This is a genomic window from Coleofasciculus sp. B1-GNL1-01 (assembly GCF_040220235.1).
Lineage (GTDB): Bacteria > Cyanobacteriota > Cyanobacteriia > Cyanobacteriales > Coleofasciculaceae > Coleofasciculus.
Map to the genome: position 1 here is coordinate 1 of NZ_JAVJTO010000112.1, position 16,587 is coordinate 16,587.

At 44.9% G+C, this 16,587-nt stretch carries 19 protein-coding genes and 1 tRNA gene; 14 read left to right on the top strand and 6 right to left on the bottom strand.

Going from position 1 to position 16,587, the window contains the following annotated elements:
• Positions 1 to 126 precede the first annotated feature (126 nt).
• Positions 127 to 2,082, top strand: coding sequence for a CHAT domain-containing protein (locus RID53_RS27505; protein WP_446391123.1), 1,956 nt, complete (start codon positions 127 to 129; stop codon positions 2,080 to 2,082).
• Between the two features lie 238 nt (positions 2,083 to 2,320).
• Here the strand turns inward: RID53_RS27505 and mazG are convergent, their stop codons facing one another.
• Positions 2,321 to 3,172 carry a nucleoside triphosphate pyrophosphohydrolase gene (gene mazG / locus RID53_RS27510; protein ID WP_446391124.1) on the bottom strand — a complete coding sequence of 284 codons (852 nt, stop codon included), beginning with the start codon at positions 3,170 to 3,172 and terminating at the stop codon, positions 2,321 to 2,323.
• A 163-nt stretch (positions 3,173 to 3,335) separates the two neighbouring features.
• Here mazG and RID53_RS27515 point away from each other — a divergent pair, with 163 nt between their 5' ends.
• Positions 3,336 to 3,695, top strand: coding sequence for a hypothetical protein (locus tag RID53_RS27515; RefSeq protein ID WP_446391202.1), 360 nt, complete (start codon positions 3,336 to 3,338; stop codon positions 3,693 to 3,695).
• A 29-nt stretch (positions 3,696 to 3,724) separates the two neighbouring features.
• Here RID53_RS27515 and RID53_RS27520 read toward each other — a convergent pair whose 3' ends face one another.
• The 3 genes from RID53_RS27520 to RID53_RS27530 form a co-directional block, all read right to left on the bottom strand.
• On the bottom strand, positions 3,725 to 4,609 hold the full coding sequence (locus RID53_RS27520; RefSeq protein WP_446391125.1) for a leucine-rich repeat domain-containing protein: 885 nt from the start codon (positions 4,607 to 4,609) through the stop codon (positions 3,725 to 3,727).
• A 14-nt stretch (positions 4,610 to 4,623) separates the two neighbouring features.
• Positions 4,624 to 5,139, bottom strand: coding sequence for a DUF6653 family protein (locus tag RID53_RS27525; RefSeq protein WP_446391126.1), 516 nt, complete (start codon positions 5,137 to 5,139; stop codon positions 4,624 to 4,626).
• Between the two features lie 578 nt (positions 5,140 to 5,717).
• Positions 5,718 to 6,275 carry a metal-binding protein gene (locus tag RID53_RS27530; protein WP_446391127.1) on the bottom strand — a complete coding sequence of 186 codons (558 nt, stop codon included), beginning with the start codon at positions 6,273 to 6,275 and terminating at the stop codon, positions 5,718 to 5,720.
• Between the two features lie 46 nt (positions 6,276 to 6,321).
• Here RID53_RS27530 and RID53_RS27535 point away from each other — a divergent pair.
• From RID53_RS27535 to RID53_RS27560, 6 genes are all read left to right on the top strand, one after another.
• A tRNA-Val gene (locus RID53_RS27535) sits at positions 6,322 to 6,393 on the top strand.
• A gap of 107 nt (positions 6,394 to 6,500) precedes the next feature.
• Complete coding sequence (locus tag RID53_RS27540; protein WP_446391128.1) at positions 6,501 to 7,235, top strand: nickel/cobalt transporter; 735 nt, start codon at positions 6,501 to 6,503, stop codon at positions 7,233 to 7,235.
• 35 nt (positions 7,236 to 7,270) lie between these two features.
• On the top strand, positions 7,271 to 7,747 hold the full coding sequence (locus tag RID53_RS27545; protein ID WP_446391129.1) for a hypothetical protein: 477 nt from the start codon (positions 7,271 to 7,273) through the stop codon (positions 7,745 to 7,747).
• A gap of 73 nt (positions 7,748 to 7,820) precedes the next feature.
• Entirely contained in the window at positions 7,821 to 8,396 is a 576-nt protein-coding gene (locus RID53_RS27550) for a Uma2 family endonuclease (protein WP_446391130.1), read from the top strand.
• A gap of 121 nt (positions 8,397 to 8,517) precedes the next feature.
• Positions 8,518 to 8,661, top strand: a complete 144-nt coding sequence (locus RID53_RS27555) for a hypothetical protein (protein WP_446391131.1) — start codon at positions 8,518 to 8,520, stop codon at positions 8,659 to 8,661.
• Between the two features lie 162 nt (positions 8,662 to 8,823).
• Positions 8,824 to 10,074 (top strand): toll/interleukin-1 receptor domain-containing protein, encoded by a 1,251-nt coding sequence (locus RID53_RS27560; protein ID WP_446391132.1) that lies wholly within the window; start codon positions 8,824 to 8,826, stop codon positions 10,072 to 10,074.
• Between the two features lie 255 nt (positions 10,075 to 10,329).
• Here the strand turns inward: RID53_RS27560 and RID53_RS27565 are convergent, their stop codons facing one another.
• Entirely contained in the window at positions 10,330 to 11,487 is a 1,158-nt protein-coding gene (locus RID53_RS27565; protein WP_446391133.1) for a helix-turn-helix domain-containing protein, read from the bottom strand.
• A gap of 92 nt (positions 11,488 to 11,579) precedes the next feature.
• Here RID53_RS27565 and RID53_RS27570 point away from each other — a divergent pair, with 92 nt between their 5' ends.
• The 6 genes from RID53_RS27570 to RID53_RS27595 all read left to right on the top strand — a co-directional run bounded on the left by RID53_RS27570 (position 11,580) and on the right by RID53_RS27595 (position 15,036).
• The gene (locus RID53_RS27570; protein ID WP_446391134.1) at positions 11,580 to 12,209 is read left to right on the top strand and encodes a hypothetical protein; all 630 of its coding nucleotides are present in this window, start codon (positions 11,580 to 11,582) and stop codon (positions 12,207 to 12,209) included.
• A 267-nt stretch (positions 12,210 to 12,476) separates the two neighbouring features.
• A complete protein-coding gene (locus tag RID53_RS27575) occupies positions 12,477 to 12,950 on the top strand; it encodes a helix-turn-helix domain-containing protein (RefSeq protein ID WP_446391135.1) in 474 nt (157 codons plus the stop codon).
• Positions 12,951 to 13,116: 166 nt separating this feature from the next.
• Positions 13,117 to 13,602 (top strand): helix-turn-helix domain-containing protein, encoded by a 486-nt coding sequence (locus RID53_RS27580; RefSeq protein WP_446391136.1) that lies wholly within the window; start codon positions 13,117 to 13,119, stop codon positions 13,600 to 13,602.
• Between the two features lie 113 nt (positions 13,603 to 13,715).
• Positions 13,716 to 14,060 (top strand): hypothetical protein, encoded by a 345-nt coding sequence (locus tag RID53_RS27585; protein ID WP_446391137.1) that lies wholly within the window; start codon positions 13,716 to 13,718, stop codon positions 14,058 to 14,060.
• A gap of 83 nt (positions 14,061 to 14,143) precedes the next feature.
• A complete protein-coding gene (locus RID53_RS27590; RefSeq protein WP_446391138.1) occupies positions 14,144 to 14,731 on the top strand; it encodes a hypothetical protein in 588 nt (195 codons plus the stop codon).
• Complete coding sequence (locus RID53_RS27595) at positions 14,731 to 15,036, top strand: helix-turn-helix domain-containing protein (RefSeq protein WP_446391139.1); 306 nt, start codon at positions 14,731 to 14,733, stop codon at positions 15,034 to 15,036. The genes RID53_RS27590 and RID53_RS27595 overlap by 1 nt, the downstream gene beginning before the upstream one ends.
• A 470-nt stretch (positions 15,037 to 15,506) precedes the next feature.
• Here RID53_RS27595 and RID53_RS27600 read toward each other — a convergent pair whose 3' ends face one another.
• Positions 15,507 to 16,556 carry a D-alanine--D-alanine ligase family protein gene (locus tag RID53_RS27600; RefSeq protein WP_446391140.1) on the bottom strand — a complete coding sequence of 350 codons (1,050 nt, stop codon included), beginning with the start codon at positions 16,554 to 16,556 and terminating at the stop codon, positions 15,507 to 15,509.
• Positions 16,557 to 16,587: the final 31 nt, after the last annotated feature.

Below are 16,587 nucleotides of genomic sequence, written 5' to 3' on the forward strand. Positions count from 1 at the left end.
ATATCTGCGTTATTCTCGGTTTTTAGGGCAATTTGTAATTTTTCTTTCTGCTCTGGTTTTAAATAATTTTTGGCTGGCATATTTTTTCGTTTTTCGGATTTTCTATTTTGATTATACCCTATTTAAATGCCGAACAGCTTACAGCTAACCGCCGGGAATCAGATTAGCACTGATGACGTATCTGGCAATGTAGTGAATCTTTTTGCCAATAATGACATTGATATCGCTAACGTTACCTCAACGAATGGGACTATTACTGTTACGAGTCAAATAGGTGCAGTGGAAAGCGGTGACTTAATCGCGACGGGAGAAACTGATGGTGGAGACGTTACCATTACAGCACGCGATCGCATCATTACTGGAAAAATAGATACCAGTTCTCTATCAGGTAATGGCGGAAATGTCAACCTCGACCCAGAAAATGAGATTGAAGTAGTATCGATTAACGCTCAAGGCGGTACAGATGGTACAGGTGGAACCGTTGATATTACGACAGAACAATTCTTCCGCGCCACTGGCACATTTACAGACCAAAATGGTATAACTGCCAGCATTTCAACGGCGGGTGGCGCTGGCGACGGATCAATAACGATTCGCCATGATGGTGGAGCCAGAGAAACATTTTTCTATGTTGGAGATGCGCTAATAAACGGCACGGCTGGAACCCTTACCACAGGTTCAGACAACTCAATTTTCTCTCTAAGAGTTTTTCCGGGTTCCTATACCCAAGGCGCTATTTCGATTATCACCTCTCAAGACTTCGCCCAATTCTTACAAGAACTATTACCAGACGCTGATCCCCCCTCATCCTTAACAGTTACACTTGAAAACAGAGGTTTCCCCTTAGAAGAATTATTTACCCGTGAATTTGAGAAATATCTAGGAATCTTCAATCCTTCGGTTAACACACTAGGTCAAATTCGGATAACCTTGAGCAATATTGAGTCAGCCACAGGTCAAAAACCCGCCCTGGTTTATACGGTCTTTTACCCCACCCGAATTACGCCAAACTCCGGTTCTTTAACTAATCCCATACCCCAAGATAATGACCTACTCCAACTGGTTGTAGTTACACCCACTGGGGAACCGATTTTTATGCCCATTCCCGGCGCAACTCGCGCTACTGTTCTGGCACAAGCCCAGAAATTACGCCGTGCGATTACTAATCCAATTACCCGCAATACTGATAGTTATTTAGCCCCAGCCCAACAACTCTATCAGTGGATAATTGCCCCAATTGAAGACGAGTTACAAACCCAAGGAATTCAGAATCTCAGCTTTATTATGGATGGAGGATTGCGTTCCATTCCCTTGCTGGCTCTCCACGATGGCGAACAATTCCTGATTGAAAAATACAGTGCAGGTTTAATGCCCAGTATCAGCTTAACCGATACTCGCTATCGTGATATTAATGACTTCCAAGTTTTAGCAATGGGAGCCTCTGAATTTACCGACGCCAACCCCTTAAAAGCTGTCCCGGTAGAATTAGCCGCGATTACCCAAGAACTATGGCAAGGAGAATCCTTTCTTAACCAAGAGTTTACCCTGGAAAACCTAAAAACCCAACGTCAATTACAACCCTTTGGGATTGTCCACTTAGCCACTCATGGCGAATTTAAATCGGGACGCCCGGAAAACTCTTATATTCAGTTATGGGATACTAAACTACGCCTTGATCAACTGCGTGAGTTAAAGTTGTATGAACCCACAGTAGAATTATTAGTCCTAAGTGCTTGTCGCACCGCCGTGGGGGATGAAGAAGCCGAATTAGGCTTTGCCGGGTTAGCGGTACAAGCCGGGGTGAAATCGGCGCTGGGAAGTCTCTGGTATGTCAGCGATGAAGCCACATTGGGATTAATGACCGAATTTTACCGTCAGTTAGAGACAGCGCCGATTAAATCCGAAGCGCTGCGACAAGCGCAACTGGCGATGATTCGGGGAGAGGTGCGGTTAGAAGATGGGAAATTATTGGGGAGTGGGGAGAGTATTACGCTACCGCCAGAATTAGCAGAGATTGGGGATAAAGACTTATCTCATCCCTATTTTTGGTCAGCGTTTACGATGATTGGTAGTCCATGGTAGACATCTTTCGGGTGAGCGAATTGGCAACACCTCAACCAAAAGCGCGATCGCAAGCCAAAATTTTCGGGTTCCCCAGCTCGCCATAGTTCCACTGGAGGAGTCTCTACTACTGCAGCGCGGCAGAAATAACTGACCAGTTAACAAGCTCCCTGAAAGCAGCTACCTTATGTTCCTTATAGCCTTCTGCCCGGTTGGTGAGCCTGTCGAACCACTGCCTTCGGACTTCTGCCTTCTTGTACTACTCTCTCCTCTGCGACTGCTTCAATGCGGCTTTCGCTTGCTGCCAAAGCTGTTCTAATTCATCCAGGCTATACTCAGACAACGAGCGAGTCGCGATCGCTTCCATACCCGACAGACGCTGGATAAACCGTTGGTTGGTGTCTTGCAGCGCTGTGGCTGGGTCAAGATCATACCAACGGGCGACATTAATTAGTGTAAACAATAAGTCACCCAGTTCTGCCTGCTGCTCCTCTTTCCCTTCCTGGGCAATTGCCTGATGGAATTCCGCTAATTCTTCGGCGAATTTTGCCCAAACCCCATCCACATCATTCCATTCAAATCCAGCAGCGGCGGCTTTCTGAGACATTTTCATCCCTGCCATTAAGGGGGGGAGTTTCCGGGCGTATCCCTGGAGTTTGCGACTCAACCGTTGTGCCTCGGCTGGGGTTTCTCCTTTTTCGGCAGCTTTGATTTGCTCCCAATTGTAATGGACTTCTTCGGCGTCTTGCACATTGACATCACCAAAGACGTGAGGATGACGACGGATTAGTTTTTCGGTAATTCCATCCGCCACTTCTTTTAGGGTAAAGTGACCGACTTCGGCGGCTATTTGGGCTTGTAATACCACTTGAAGCAGTAAATCGCCCAATTCTTCGGCAATGGCTTGGGGATTGCCACAGCGAATCGCATCTACCACTTCATAAGCTTCTTCAATCACATAAGGCGTTAACGTCTCCGGCGTTTGGGCAAGATCCCAAGGACAACCCCCATCAGGCGATCGCAACTGGGCAACCACATCGATTAGCTGTTGTAGGGCAGCTAATACCGAGGCTTGAGGGGAGGTTTGGGCAGCGTCTGGGGAATTGGACATCAGGAGCTATTCAACAACCACTTAACTATTCTTAACGAGATTGTCGATTTGTGCCAATCGATGAGGATGTCGGGTGTCGGGGTGAGTGGATGGATGTTTCGAGGATGCAGAAATCTCGGTTAAGCTGAAGGGAAAATCTGCCCAGCCGTTTCATCGGGTAATTATGAATCTAACTATTTTTGATCAAAAACTCCGCATCGAACTGGAATGGTATGAGCAACTTTGGGCGTTTACCTTGGATAAACTGTGGGAAATTCCTCTCAACCATATTATCAGTGTTACCACCGATGAACCTCCAAGCAGTTGGACAGAAATTCGCGCCCCCGGTACAGCGTTACCGGGAGTAATTAAGGCGGGAACCTACTATAGTTCTAGGGGAAAAGAATTTTGGTATGTGACTCGCGATCGCAATTATTTGGTACTAGCACTACAAGATGAACCCTACCAGAAAATTGTCCTAACGTTAGACCAAAATGATTTTTGGGCAGAACGCATTCAGCAAGCCCAAGCGTCATCGATTTAAGGCTGGGTTAATTGACGGTATAGCTAAGGTTAAATATCTTGAGCAGACACTTGACAACCCAAACACTGCGATAAATTAGGGAGATTGTTTACAGGTTCAAAATCTTCAATTGAGTTACCCCCCAATGTCAGAAGTTCCAATTGAGTTAAGTTGGCTAAAGGACTCACATTGACAATGGTATTATTATCCAAATACAGCCAAGTCAAATTTGTTAATTCTGCCAGAGGCGTTATGTCTAGAATTTGATTCTCTTTCAACGCTAAGATTTCCAGATTAGTGAGTTCAGCCAAGGGTGATATATCAGTAAGTTGATTCCTGTCTAATTTTAGAGACTTCAAGTTATTAAGTTCTGTTAGACTCATTAGATCACGATCACTGATGCGGTTAGCCCTCAAAAATAGCGTATCTAAATTTTTTAGTTTGGTCAGCGGCGTTATATCGCTGATTTGGTTATTTCCCAACCCTAAAAACCGTAAATTAGTCAGGGCTGTAAGAGGGGTGACATCCTTAACTTGATTATCTCTCAAATACAGCCGTTCCAGATTATTGAGTCCGGCTAGAGGGGTGACATCCTTAATTTGATTTTCTTGTAAAATTAGCTGCTTCAAATTCGTTAAATTTTCAATCCCATCCAGCCGAGAGATATTTTCCTCTGTTGCACCGAAATCGGTAATTTGAGCCAGGTGTTGACGAGTTAGGGGTTGGGGTTGAGGAACATCGATCGCACGGCGAATCGCTGCTTCTAGGTTGGGATCGGCAAAGGAAATATTTTCACGAGTTTCTTCTGTAGATTCCTGAACGGGATCAGGTGTCAATTGTTCAGAATTAGGGTCTTGGGAGTTACATCCTGTGGCAATCAGGCAAGCACTTAGAATCAGGATAAAACGTTTGAACCGATTGAGAGTTATCAGCATTGATCAACTTAAACTTACTTCTGCGAATACAGCCAGCTTTGATATTCAGGATTACTGTCCTTCATATCTTCATACAGCCATACCATGCGGTCTAGAAACCACAGCTTTCCGGCATAGATTAGCGCGGCACCAAACAGAGTGATCCAAATGTCAAGTTCAATGACGCCCCAAACCACAAATCCTGTACCAATTGCTGCTACTGTAGTGAGGATATTGGGCATCATTTGATGTCGGGCGGGGACGGGGATTTTATCTCGATTCATCCAAACCCGTTCGCCAAAAACGGCTTTAGATGCCCAATTATCAGTTGTTTCCGGTTGGGTAAATAGGCGTGGGTTTACCCAATTCCAAAGTAATGCCACTGCAACCAAAAGCAAAGACCACCAACCCAGCCAAATTCGACTCCAGATGGCTAAGATTAGCAAAGGTAAAACCGTGTTGCGCGTCCAGACACTCCAGGGATTAGCATGGCGTGTCCATGTAGCGTCATCCATCTGAAACAGTTGAGCAATTTTGTTTTCTAAGGTCATAGTAGTGATAAAATAGTCAGACAAAGTTAAAGTTAATAGTTGCGATTAGGGAACAGGGAACACCTCGGCTTCGCTCGGCTTACTTCGGCTTCGCTCAGTAACACGCTCGGTGTGTCACAGGGAACAGGGAACAGGGAACAGTAAGGGTTTGAGGTTTGTTAATATTTCTTAGTACAGCCTACAGAATTTATGTCCAGGTACCGAGTTACCAATATCAGTAAAAACATGGACGATTCATTTTTTTATATCTAGGATTTACTGTAAATTACATCACTCAGTAGGATGATAATCTGAAGTTACCGGGTAAGTCTTGTAGAAGAAGCGCAACCTAAAGTGCTGGCAAGTCCTTGGGATACTATCCACGTTTTAACTGAGATAAGCTGTTTTTAACTGAGATAAGCTGTCACGCATTTAAATTGGAATGGGTAGCGAGCAAGATGCAAAGCCTGCGGCATGGCTTCGCTAAACGCACTACGGCAAGGATTTCGTCTAGATGGCATCACCTTACTCAGGAAAAATGTACCCTAGCTCCCCCAGCTTCCCCAGCCTCCTCAGCTCCCCTGAACCGAGCCTCAAGTTTATCGACGTGAGGTTCGCTTACGTTTGGTGGATTTACGGCGCGGCTTTTGCTGGCGACGCTGGTAGCGCTTGTAGGTGGAACTCGTCCAATCACTGATGGAGTGGATGATAGCGCCGAGTTCTAAGCCGATAAATAAGGCAATCCAGTGGGCTTGATAATCGAGGAGCGATCGCGTGATGTGGTGTTTCAACTCTTCCCCAGTCCAGGGTACAGCCTGGAATAAGTATAGAATCACGAATCCGATTCCCGCTAGGGCGATGATCCAACTCCCCAGATAAAGGATACGAATTGTCGTCCCCAGGATAAAGCCGTGGGAAAAAATAGAGCGGTGGCGCATTACCTTTTGGTAGGGTAGCCAAATCCAGCGCAGCCACCCCCAGCGTTTAAAGGGGCGTGAGTAGAGATCTAAGTCGGGACTGAACATGAGTCCACTAAAAAAAAAGCCTCCAGATACGATCAGGGTTAAGTCCCCATTCCTAGTCATGATGCGGGTTGCAGCGGTTATAAGGGGGAGACTCCATAAGGTAATGCGATCGTGTATTTGACCAGAGGGCATATTTTTGGTAATTTCGTGTTAACCTAAGTAAGTATGTTACATACACGGGCGGTTAGCTCAGCGGTAGAGCGCCTGCCTTACAAGCAGGATGTCACTGGTTCGAATCCAGTACTGCCCATTTTTTTTGTACAACACTAGTAGGGGCTTGGTTACCAAGCCCCTACTTGATGTGAACCGGGTGTAACGTTTTGATATAATCGCCTAACTTACCCACCCAGTTTTCCCATGTCACAAGCGTGTATTTTAGCTCACTTGAGTCACACATCCTCTGTGCCGAACCTGATTGCCTCTGAACCCACGTTAAGCACGGTTTTAATCGGGATTGCGATAGCGTTTGGATTCGGTGCGGTTCATGCACTGTCCCCTGGACATGGTAAAACCCTTGTTAGTGCCTATTTTATTGGCTCTCAAGGCACACCACAACAGGCTGTTTTACTCGGATTAACGATAACCTTTACTCATACGCTGAGTATTTTTCTCTTGGGTGCGATCGCGCTGTTTGCGTCTCAATACGTTTTGCCTGAACAATCCTATCCGGTGCTGAGTTTCGTGAGCGGGTTAACGATTGGTATCGTCGGATTGAGCCTGCTGAGGAAGCGGCTGCATTCCGATTCCCATTGCCATTCACACGCTCATGCACACTCACCCACTAGCCTTTCATCCCTGGTTAAATTAGGGATGGCGGGGGGATTAATTCCTTGTCCTTCTGCATTGGTGATGTTATTGAGTGCCGTGGCTCTGCACCAAATCAGCTATGGGCTGTTTTTGGTGGGCGGGTTTAGTCTGGGGTTAGCATCAGTGTTAGTTATTTTGGGTGTCGTCGCCATTTATGCTCGCCAGTGGCTGGAGCGATTGCCACAAACGGATCAAGTGTTGCAGAAGTTATCTATTTTGAGTGCGATCGTGATCATGGTCATTGGCTTTGGTATAACTGTTGTTTCAGTCACTACCTCGTTATGAGGCAAAATCAATCACAACCTTTTCAGAGATATCAAATGAAAGTAAAACAGTTCTTTGTTGTCCTACTGGTACTTGTCAGTCTTTTGGGCTTTCCTACAGAAGCGTTCGCCCATGGTGTAGAAACAAACTATAACTTAAACATTAAGTCCCTGGAACTTCAATCGCTGTTCAGCACAGGAGAAGCGTTTAAAGATGCGCCTGTGATTGTCCATCCTCCTGCGGGTTCAGACTATGCGCCGATGGAAGGAAGGACAAACGAACAAGGGATGTTTGTCTTTGAACCTGACTACTCCGTCAGTGGAGAGTGGGAAGTGGAGATTGGTGAGGATAGTCATTGGGATATGTTAGTGATTCCGGTGAGCGATCGCGGCATTGATGTCGAGGCGATCAGCCAGATTCAGGAGGATCATCCTCACCATCATCACTATCTTGCTAGTCAAATTATTGTCGTGGTGCTTGCCATTGGTTGCGGCATTGGTAGTCAATTTGTCAGCCATAAATTCAAGGGTTAACCCTGTAGGGGCGCACAGACGTGCGCCCACAGGCAGAAAAACAGGCGATCGCAATTTTGAGTTGTGACGAACAATGATTCCAATTATTATCCCACACACCCTAAAAGTTACTCAAGAGCAGTTTGAGGAACTCGCTGCGGCTAATCGCGACGTGCGACTTGAACGAACAGCGATCGGAGAATTAATTATTATGCCACCCACTGGGGGAATTACCGGAAAACGGAATATTGATATCGCGTTTCAGCTTCAAGCATGGAACCGTCAGGCTGGTTTAGGTGTTGCTTTTGATTCTTCGACAGCGTTTCGGCTTCCTAATGGTGCAGATCGTTCTCCGGATGCGTCTTGGGTGAGTCAAGAACGATGGGATACATTGACGCCAGAACAACAGGAATCATTTCCGCCACTGTGTCCAGATTTCGTGATCGAATTGCGTTCTAAGAGTGACAATATGGAACCTTTACGCAAAAAGATGCAGGAATATTTAGACAATGGGGTGCGTTTGGGGTGGTTGATTGATGCGAAGAATAAACGGGTTGAGATTTATAGAAGGAATCGGGAGGTTGAGGTTTTAGAGTCACCGAATAGCTTATCAGGCGAAGATATTTTACCTGGATTTGTACTGGATTTACAGGTAGTTTTGGATGGTTAACAGTCAGTTCTTTCTATGCCAGCTAAAGATATCTACCATGATACCATTTAAAAGCCCTCATCAACTTAGTGATGAAATAGGAAGAGTTAGAGAGTTGATGAATCAGGATCAGAATGTTCCAATGTCGTTAGCTGACGGGTGTTTGGTCATGATGAGTGAGTTAATCAAAGGGAGTTGTGTGTTAACCCTAGATAGCGATTTTCGGGTTTATCGGAAGAATCGGAATCAGATGATTGATTTGATTATTGCTGATGATATAAAGTAAGATAGATATGGGGTAGAATAAATAGAGTAGTGCGTTATGGAATTGCAATCAAGAAAGAACAGAACAATTATTCATTTTTTTAGGGTTGAGTTTTATCTAGAATTGTGCTGATAGGTACAATGATTAATAAGTAAAAAAAATAACAAATCTAGCTAGGGCATTATGAATGATCCAATCGTACCAAGGCTAAAAATAAAGTCTCGTGGAAATCAAGTAGCAATTGCAGTGGGCAGTTCACTATCAGAAGAAATATTTTCTATTCCAAAGCTTGCAGAATATATAGTTAGTCACTTCGCTCTAGATTTTGAAGTCCAGGAGCCAGCTCAATACTTTCAAAGATGGAATGATATAGTTAAAAAAGCTGAAGAAAATGTAAATAGAGATTATTTAATCCAACTTGTAAAAGAAAGATTATCCACAGCAGAGCCTTGTCAGGTTCACTATAAAATTGCATCACTACCTATCTCAAATTTTATAGACACAACCTTTGACAGGTCTCTATATAAAGCTCTTGTTCAGTTGGGCAAAAATCCAATAATTCATGATTGGAACAATCAGACTATTGGAGCATGGAAGCAAACTAACCCAGATCAACCAAATATATTTTTCTCATTCTGCAACCTGAATCAACCTCATCCCTGGTACGGAATTTATGAACCGATCAGTAAGGATCATCACAATCAAATTCAGTTGATTAACATTGCAGATATGCTTAAAAATAGAGATTTAATTTTAACAGGATTTACTTCTTATGAAGCAGAATTTGTATTGCATTTAATTTCTCTTATCAGCTCCTGCAATAAGGTAGTTAATTGTATTGCTAATGATAATGGTATTGATAATTGTATCTATTGGTGTCGAACAGGAACTTATATTTTCAGGGGAGAAGTTGAACAATTAATTGATAACCTGCTTCCCTACGAAATGAGTGGATATACATTTTGGGATCTGACTATACCTAGGAGAAAAATAATGGACATAACTCGTGATAAACAGTATGACTGTTTTATTAGCCATTTCACGGGTGATAAACCTTTTGCAAGGAGGTTGGCTAAAGATCTTGAATTGCGAGGTCTCTATATCTGGGTTGATGAAAACGAAATTGATGTTGGCGATTCTCTCTCAGATAAAATTCAAGATGGCTTGGCAAATTCTTATTCATTCGCGATCATCTTATCTAATGAGTCTATTTCAAGACCTTGGGTTAAAGAAGAACTCAGAGCAGCGTATGCATTACGATTAGCAGGAGAATTTAAAATACTGCCAATCCTATACAAAGAATGTGATATTCCTTTACTGTTAAAAGACTACAGGTACGCTGATTTTCGGAGTGAAAATCGGTATCATGATGAAATTTATACTCTAGAACGCTCTATTAAAAATTCTATGCATAAAGCTAGGAATAAAAAATAGTTAATCAAATCCTAATTTCAAATATACTCAAATCAATCAACAATACTCTTGGAAAATTGTCCAATAAATAGAGAGGATAATTAATTTCAGTAATTTACTCGGCATAACAACATCACGACATCGAAGCCAAGTTAGTCTGTCGCTGAGTTTGAGATTTGACTTACACTCTTAGTTAACTTACGCCGTCACTCTATCTGGGTAATAAGGAAACTCGGTATGTATGAGAAGCGATCGCACTCCATACACACTCGTTGATTAACTGGCAATTTCTTCAAGTGTTTGCTCAGTCATAAACAGCCGATCCTCCAATTCAATATCGCTAATACCCAACATTTCCGCTACCCGTCGCAGGGATAACTTTTCCATTAGAACAGCACGATAGGCAAGTTCTCGGAAAATTCTAGGTAAACGTTTTTCTACAGGAAGAAAACCCTCTCCACTCTCCTCAAACGAAGAACTATAACCCAAATTTTGAGATAAACGTGTGGGCTGAATCTGCTTAAAGTCTTCCTGAGAACCTGCGAGTTGATGTTCCAAATCCAATCGAATTAACATTTCTTCATAGCTAACACCGAAGTAGTGAGCTAAATGCACAACTTCCGCCGGATGCCTAACCCGTTTGATGCCCAAATTATGTAAACGTTCCTGCAATGCTGCGGAAGGAATCAGAAAATAGGCAGAAAAATTTTCAGCAAAACATTCCAATGGATTAGTAACTCCATGGTGACAAAGAATAGCAGGTTGGTCATGTTGATAGAGACAATGAGCTAATCCATGAGCCAAGCTAAAAGAGAGACGAGTATCAGTCTGGGTTTGGTTAATAGCAATAATATTCCCCAGTTTAGGATGAGACGAAAATAGCCCAGATATAGCATTTTGTTCCTTACCAAAGGGAATGATAAATATCATTAATTCTTGAGCCTCTAAGAAGCTTCGTAAATTAACGAGAGGAGCCATTCCCAAGTTGTAGTGATATCGAGCCTTTTGAGCCGCTAACACCGCCGTCTCAGTTTCCGGTAAGAGGCGATTGGCAAGAGGAGCAAAAGGTGGGTGAGAAACGCCAGGAAAAGGAGTGTCAGTCTGAGTGTAGAGTTCCTCTAGGGCATAAATTTTTTCAATCAAATGGGCAATTCCCGCCTTACTGGAAGCAGAAATAGTTTCAGAATTAAGCCGTAACGCTTCTTCCCAGTCGGATTGAACAGTTTCTTCGCCAAACAGCGATCGCAGTGGTACTCCGTAAAGCCGAGATAGACGTTCTAAGGTAAGAGCATCCACCCGACGCTTCCCGCTCTCATACTGGTTTAGAGCCGCCGCCGTGACATCTATAACTTGAGCGGCTTCGGTTTGACTTATTCGAGAACGCTCACGCGCTAGCCGCAGGCGCTGACCTAAAATTTCGTAATTCATGTTCATCTGAATTAGCCTGAAAGAGGCTGATGCTGATTATTACATTAACAGAATGTTAATATAATATTTTATATTTATTTTAGTTAACAGTTATTATTATGACACAAATTATTATAGATACCGTAGTCCTGCGGGTGATGAGTTTTGCCCACCCCCAAGGAATAGAAATTCTGCTGGACGCTATCAATGTCTCCTGTGGGCGGTTTCCCACTGAAGTTTATAACCGTGATGAGGATAATCTTCCTCTAAAAGTCAACGATGAGGAGTTAAGTGAACTAGCGAGGGGACTGCGATACGCTCAGCGTCAGATACAACAACTCCCGCCAACAGAATCTCGGCGTTTCCAAACTTGGCTCAAAAATGCAGAGCAGCTTAATCATCATTTTGATCAAGGAAGCCTTGTGGTTGAAATTTTGACGGTGGAAGAACTCTACAAGCGAGAGATGCTTCAGATAAACTATCCACAGTTAGGCAAAGGTGAGGTGGCTTGCTTGGTGCTAGCCCAGCGTTACCAAGTGCAAGCAGTATTTCTTTCGTCGGATGATAAAGCTTGTGAAGTAGCCAAAGAGTTGAAAATTCCCCATCTGACTTTGCCAGATATTCTTGAGGCTTGGGTGCAAACGAAGCAGCCAACGCCAGAAGAACTCAATACCCTAATTGAAGGCATGGCTAACGCGCAATTTGGTTTGAAACGGAGCTTTATAGAACAACTGCGACAGCGATTATAGCGTTTCTCATCAGGATAGATAGGGGGGGTGAGGGCGCAAGCCTTGCGCCCCTACATTCACCTCTTCTGTGAGTCGCTGATCAGGCTGGATTCGATTACTAATGGCAATTTGGCAAGATAGAGCGATCGCACTCCCAAATTTTCTGGCATCCTAGAGATGATTACCTGTCCCCTAGAACAGCTTCATGCCTCTTTCCAACTGCACTAATCCAGAAACCCCACCAGCATCTCAACCCACAGACGTTGATTGGCGTAGAGGTTTTGCCCCATGAAGCCAGATAGCAAGTACCAGCCACTCTGGGCATTTCTGCAAGAGAGTAATCAAGATGAAGTCATTCTCACCTTTGCAGAAATTGAGGAAATCATGAATGACACCTTACCCGACTCAGCACGGAAAAAACGGGCATGGTGGAGCAATCGCAGTAAAGGCGCACTGCAAGCTTCTGCTTGGATGGAAGCCGGATATCGGGTTGAAGATGTGGATTTTGAGCAACAACGGGTGACATTCCGCCAACCTACGGCTAAACCCAAAGTTCCGCATCTGGGTGACACTGTGCTATGGAATGCTCAACTCATCAAGGCACTACGTCGCCATACGGGTTTGACACAGGCAGAATTTGCTCAAAAGCTTGGTGTGTATCAGCAAACCGTTAGCCAGTGGGAAAACAGCGCTTATGAGCCGACTCTGGCTACATCGAAATATCTTATGTTAGTCGCTGATCAGGCTGGATTCGATTACTAATGACAATTTGGCAAGATAGAGCGATCGCACTCCCAAATTTTCTGGCATCCTAGAGATGGTCAAGAGTCCCCTAGAACAGCTTCATGCGCCTTTCCCACTGCACCAAGAAAGAAATCTCGCCAGCATCTCAACCCACAGACGTTGATGGGCGTAGAGGTTTTGCAGCATGAAGCCAGATAGCAAGTACCAGCCACTCCTGGAATTTCTGCAACAGAGCAATCAAGCTGAAATAAGTCTCACCTTTGCAGAAATCGAGAAACTCATGAATGACACCCTACCCGACTCAGCACGGAAAAAACGGGCATGGTGGAGCAATCGCAGCAAAGGCGCACTGCAAGCTTCTGCTTGGATGGAAGCCGGATATCGGGTTGAGGATGTCGATTTCGAGCAACAACGGGTAACATTCCGCCAACCTACAGCTAAACCCAAAGTTCCGCATCTGGGTGACACTGTGCTATGGAATGCTCAACTCATCAAGGCACTACGTCGCTATATGGGTTTAACTCAGGCAGAGTTTGCCCAAAAGCTTGGTGTACGACAGGCGACAGTTAGTCAGTGGGAAAACAGCGCTTATGAGCCGACTCTCGCTACATCTAAATATTTAAGCCTGATTGCAGAACAAGTTGGATTTCACGTCATAGAAGAAGACTAGAACACTCAAACTAATTTCAAGGAGGGTATTTACATATTGATGCTCTACCGCATATATTGTATATAGTTACTGACACAAAAATTCGGTAAAGCATCTACCTCAATAGTAAAGCTATGCAACCCATACGCCATCGCATCAACCCCAAAACCTTCGTCATCACCCTTGGGCAAATCGCCAAACACCTGAACATCCCCCAAGAGCGTATCCTTAACTGGGAAAAATGGCATAACGTTCTTTGGGTACATATCAAAGGAATCGGGGGTTACTTCGTCAGTTATCGCCAAATTGAACAGTGGATTGCCGCTTGTCGCACGCTTATACGCTACTGTCCTAACCTCGACGCCCTCGATCGCCTCTGGCAATCAATCTGCATTGAAGCCCAACGTTATACACCAGAGGCATTATCCCGACTTGAAATAATCCACCAGCAGCGATATGTCTATTTATCCAACCGCTAACAAACCTAAATATCACAAGCCAGCATCAAGTTTGCGACGCTTCCTGCCGACTTGTGACTACCCCGTAAACGGAGACTTTTACCATGTTAAAACCAAACTGTCCCCCTGGTGAACTCACCTACCAGCAAGGCTATCAACAAGCGTTAGAGGATTTCGCGATCGCGCCTCTATTCACTCGCCTGGAAACCTACTCTGAGCCTGACTTTGATGCTGCTGGGATGCAGCTTACCCCATCCGAACTGGAAAGCCTCGCCGCTATCCTGATCCGAGACTTAACTGCCAACCTGAACGGAAACGCGATCGCACCTTATCTCAACGCCCTACGTCACGGTAGCACTGATTTACTGCACAGCTTCAGTTTCCGGCGATTTCTTTTCCCATCCATTCACCTACCCGCCAACTTTCCCCAGGTCAAACCCCCTCGTTTTGGAGACGGAGACAAACTGAAATGGACAAGCGATCGCCAAGATAATCTTAAATCACCAGACTGGGGGATTGCGATCGGCAGATTTTACAGCTTTGCGCCCCACCACTGTGCTTGGACATGGTGCTATCTAATTTGGCTAGACCAACGTTCCCCCAGTTCTCGGTGGACGGTAGCTGATACGGCTTGGGAAGACGATCTCGAACCCTTCGGCTTTGCTCAGGGTCAACCCTTGGAGGACGCCTGATGAGAAGTCCCCGTCCAATCACCGAACGCGAACTCACGTTAATTGACCTCTACGGCTACTGTCAACTGGGAATGACGCCGCAACAATTTTACGCCAAATGGCAGGTGAATCATGAAACCATTGCCTTTATCTGCGATCGTTCCATGTCTACCGTCGCAAGCTGGTTTAGAAGAGGTCGCAACTATCGCCGTCCTCAACCCAGAGATTTGCGCCATCTTGCCTTGATGGACTTTGTGTTAGAACGCTATGAAGATATTCCGGGTGAATTGTTAGACTGGCTTTGCCCTCCTGAGTCTAATCCATAGAAAATCTTAAGCAGAATGTCACCGACTTGAGGTTGGTGGGCAATGCCCACCCTACGGCATATCAAGGATTTTGGTGATCCAAAAATGCTTGCTTCATTGCCATTCCTCTTGAGAAACACATTCTGACTCAAGGACTTAAGTAAAGGGCGACCCGACCCAATTGAATGGACTGGTGTTGAAAATTAGAGCAAGCGGGTCGCCCCTACAGTTTCCAAATGACAAATGACAAATGACGAATGACGAATGACGAATGACAAATGACAAATGACAAATGACAAATGACGAATGACGAATGACAAATGACGAATGACGAATTCGGGTAGTATTCTTTAAATGTATGGCATCACCTTGCTCAGGAAAAATGTACCCTTGCTCCCCCAGCTCCCCCAGCTCCCCCAGCTGACACACCGAGCGAAGTCGAGGTGTTCCCCCGCTCCCCCTCACCACAACACTTATTCAGCAGCCTCTACTTAGGTTTGCCGTTCTTTGGCTAATTCAATCAACTGATCCACCAATTGAGGGAATGGTACACCAGTGGCTGCCCACAGTTGAGGATACATACTGGTGGCGGTGAAACCGGGTAAGGTATTGACTTCATTAATCAAAACCTCCCCTGTCGCCTCTACATAAAAGAAATCCACCCGTGACAAACCAGCCGCATCCACCGCCGCAAATGCCTTGAGTGCCATCTCCTGAATCTGACGACTCACACTATCCGGTAACGGTGCGGGAATCGATAACGTGGCACGACCTTCGGTATACTTAGTTTCATAGTCGTAGAAATCGCTGGTATAACTAATTTCACCCACTACAGATGCTTTAGGATGATCATTCCCTAAAACCGCACATTCCACTTCCCGCGCCACGACTCCCGCTTCTACAATAATCCGGCGATCATAACTGGCGGCACTATCTAACGCCGTTTCTAACTCACTTCGCGATCGCACTTTGGCAATACCTACTGATGATCCTAAATTAGCAGGTTTAACAAAACAGGGATATCCCAAGGTTTCCTCAATCTGATCACACAGTTTCGGGAAAACACAGGGATTTGACCACACTTGGGCGCGATTCAATCCCTTATACTTCACTTGGGCGAGTCCCACTTGATCAAATACCTGTTTCATGGCAATTTTATCCATTGCCATGGCTGAACCTAAGACACCCGAACCCACACAAGGAACCTGCATTAACGTTAACAAGCCTTGAATCGTGCCATCTTCGCCATTGGGTCCGTGCAAGATGGGAAACCAAACCTCCACGTCAGCCACCTGAGGTGGAAATTGCCAGAGGTTTCCGTCTCCATTGGCTTCTAGAGGCGTTCCCGATGCCAAAACCTGCTGGGCGATGTCTGGGGATTGCCAGATGCCATCTTTTTGAATATAAAAGGGTACAACCTCATACTTTTCCGTATTCGGTGGCGTACTCAACGCTTTCGCGATCGCTTGTGCTGAACAAATCGAAACCTCGTGTTCTCCTGAGCGTCCTCCAAATAGCAGTCCGATTCGTACTTTTGTCATGTTTTCGTGAATTGTTAATGGGTCAACAACT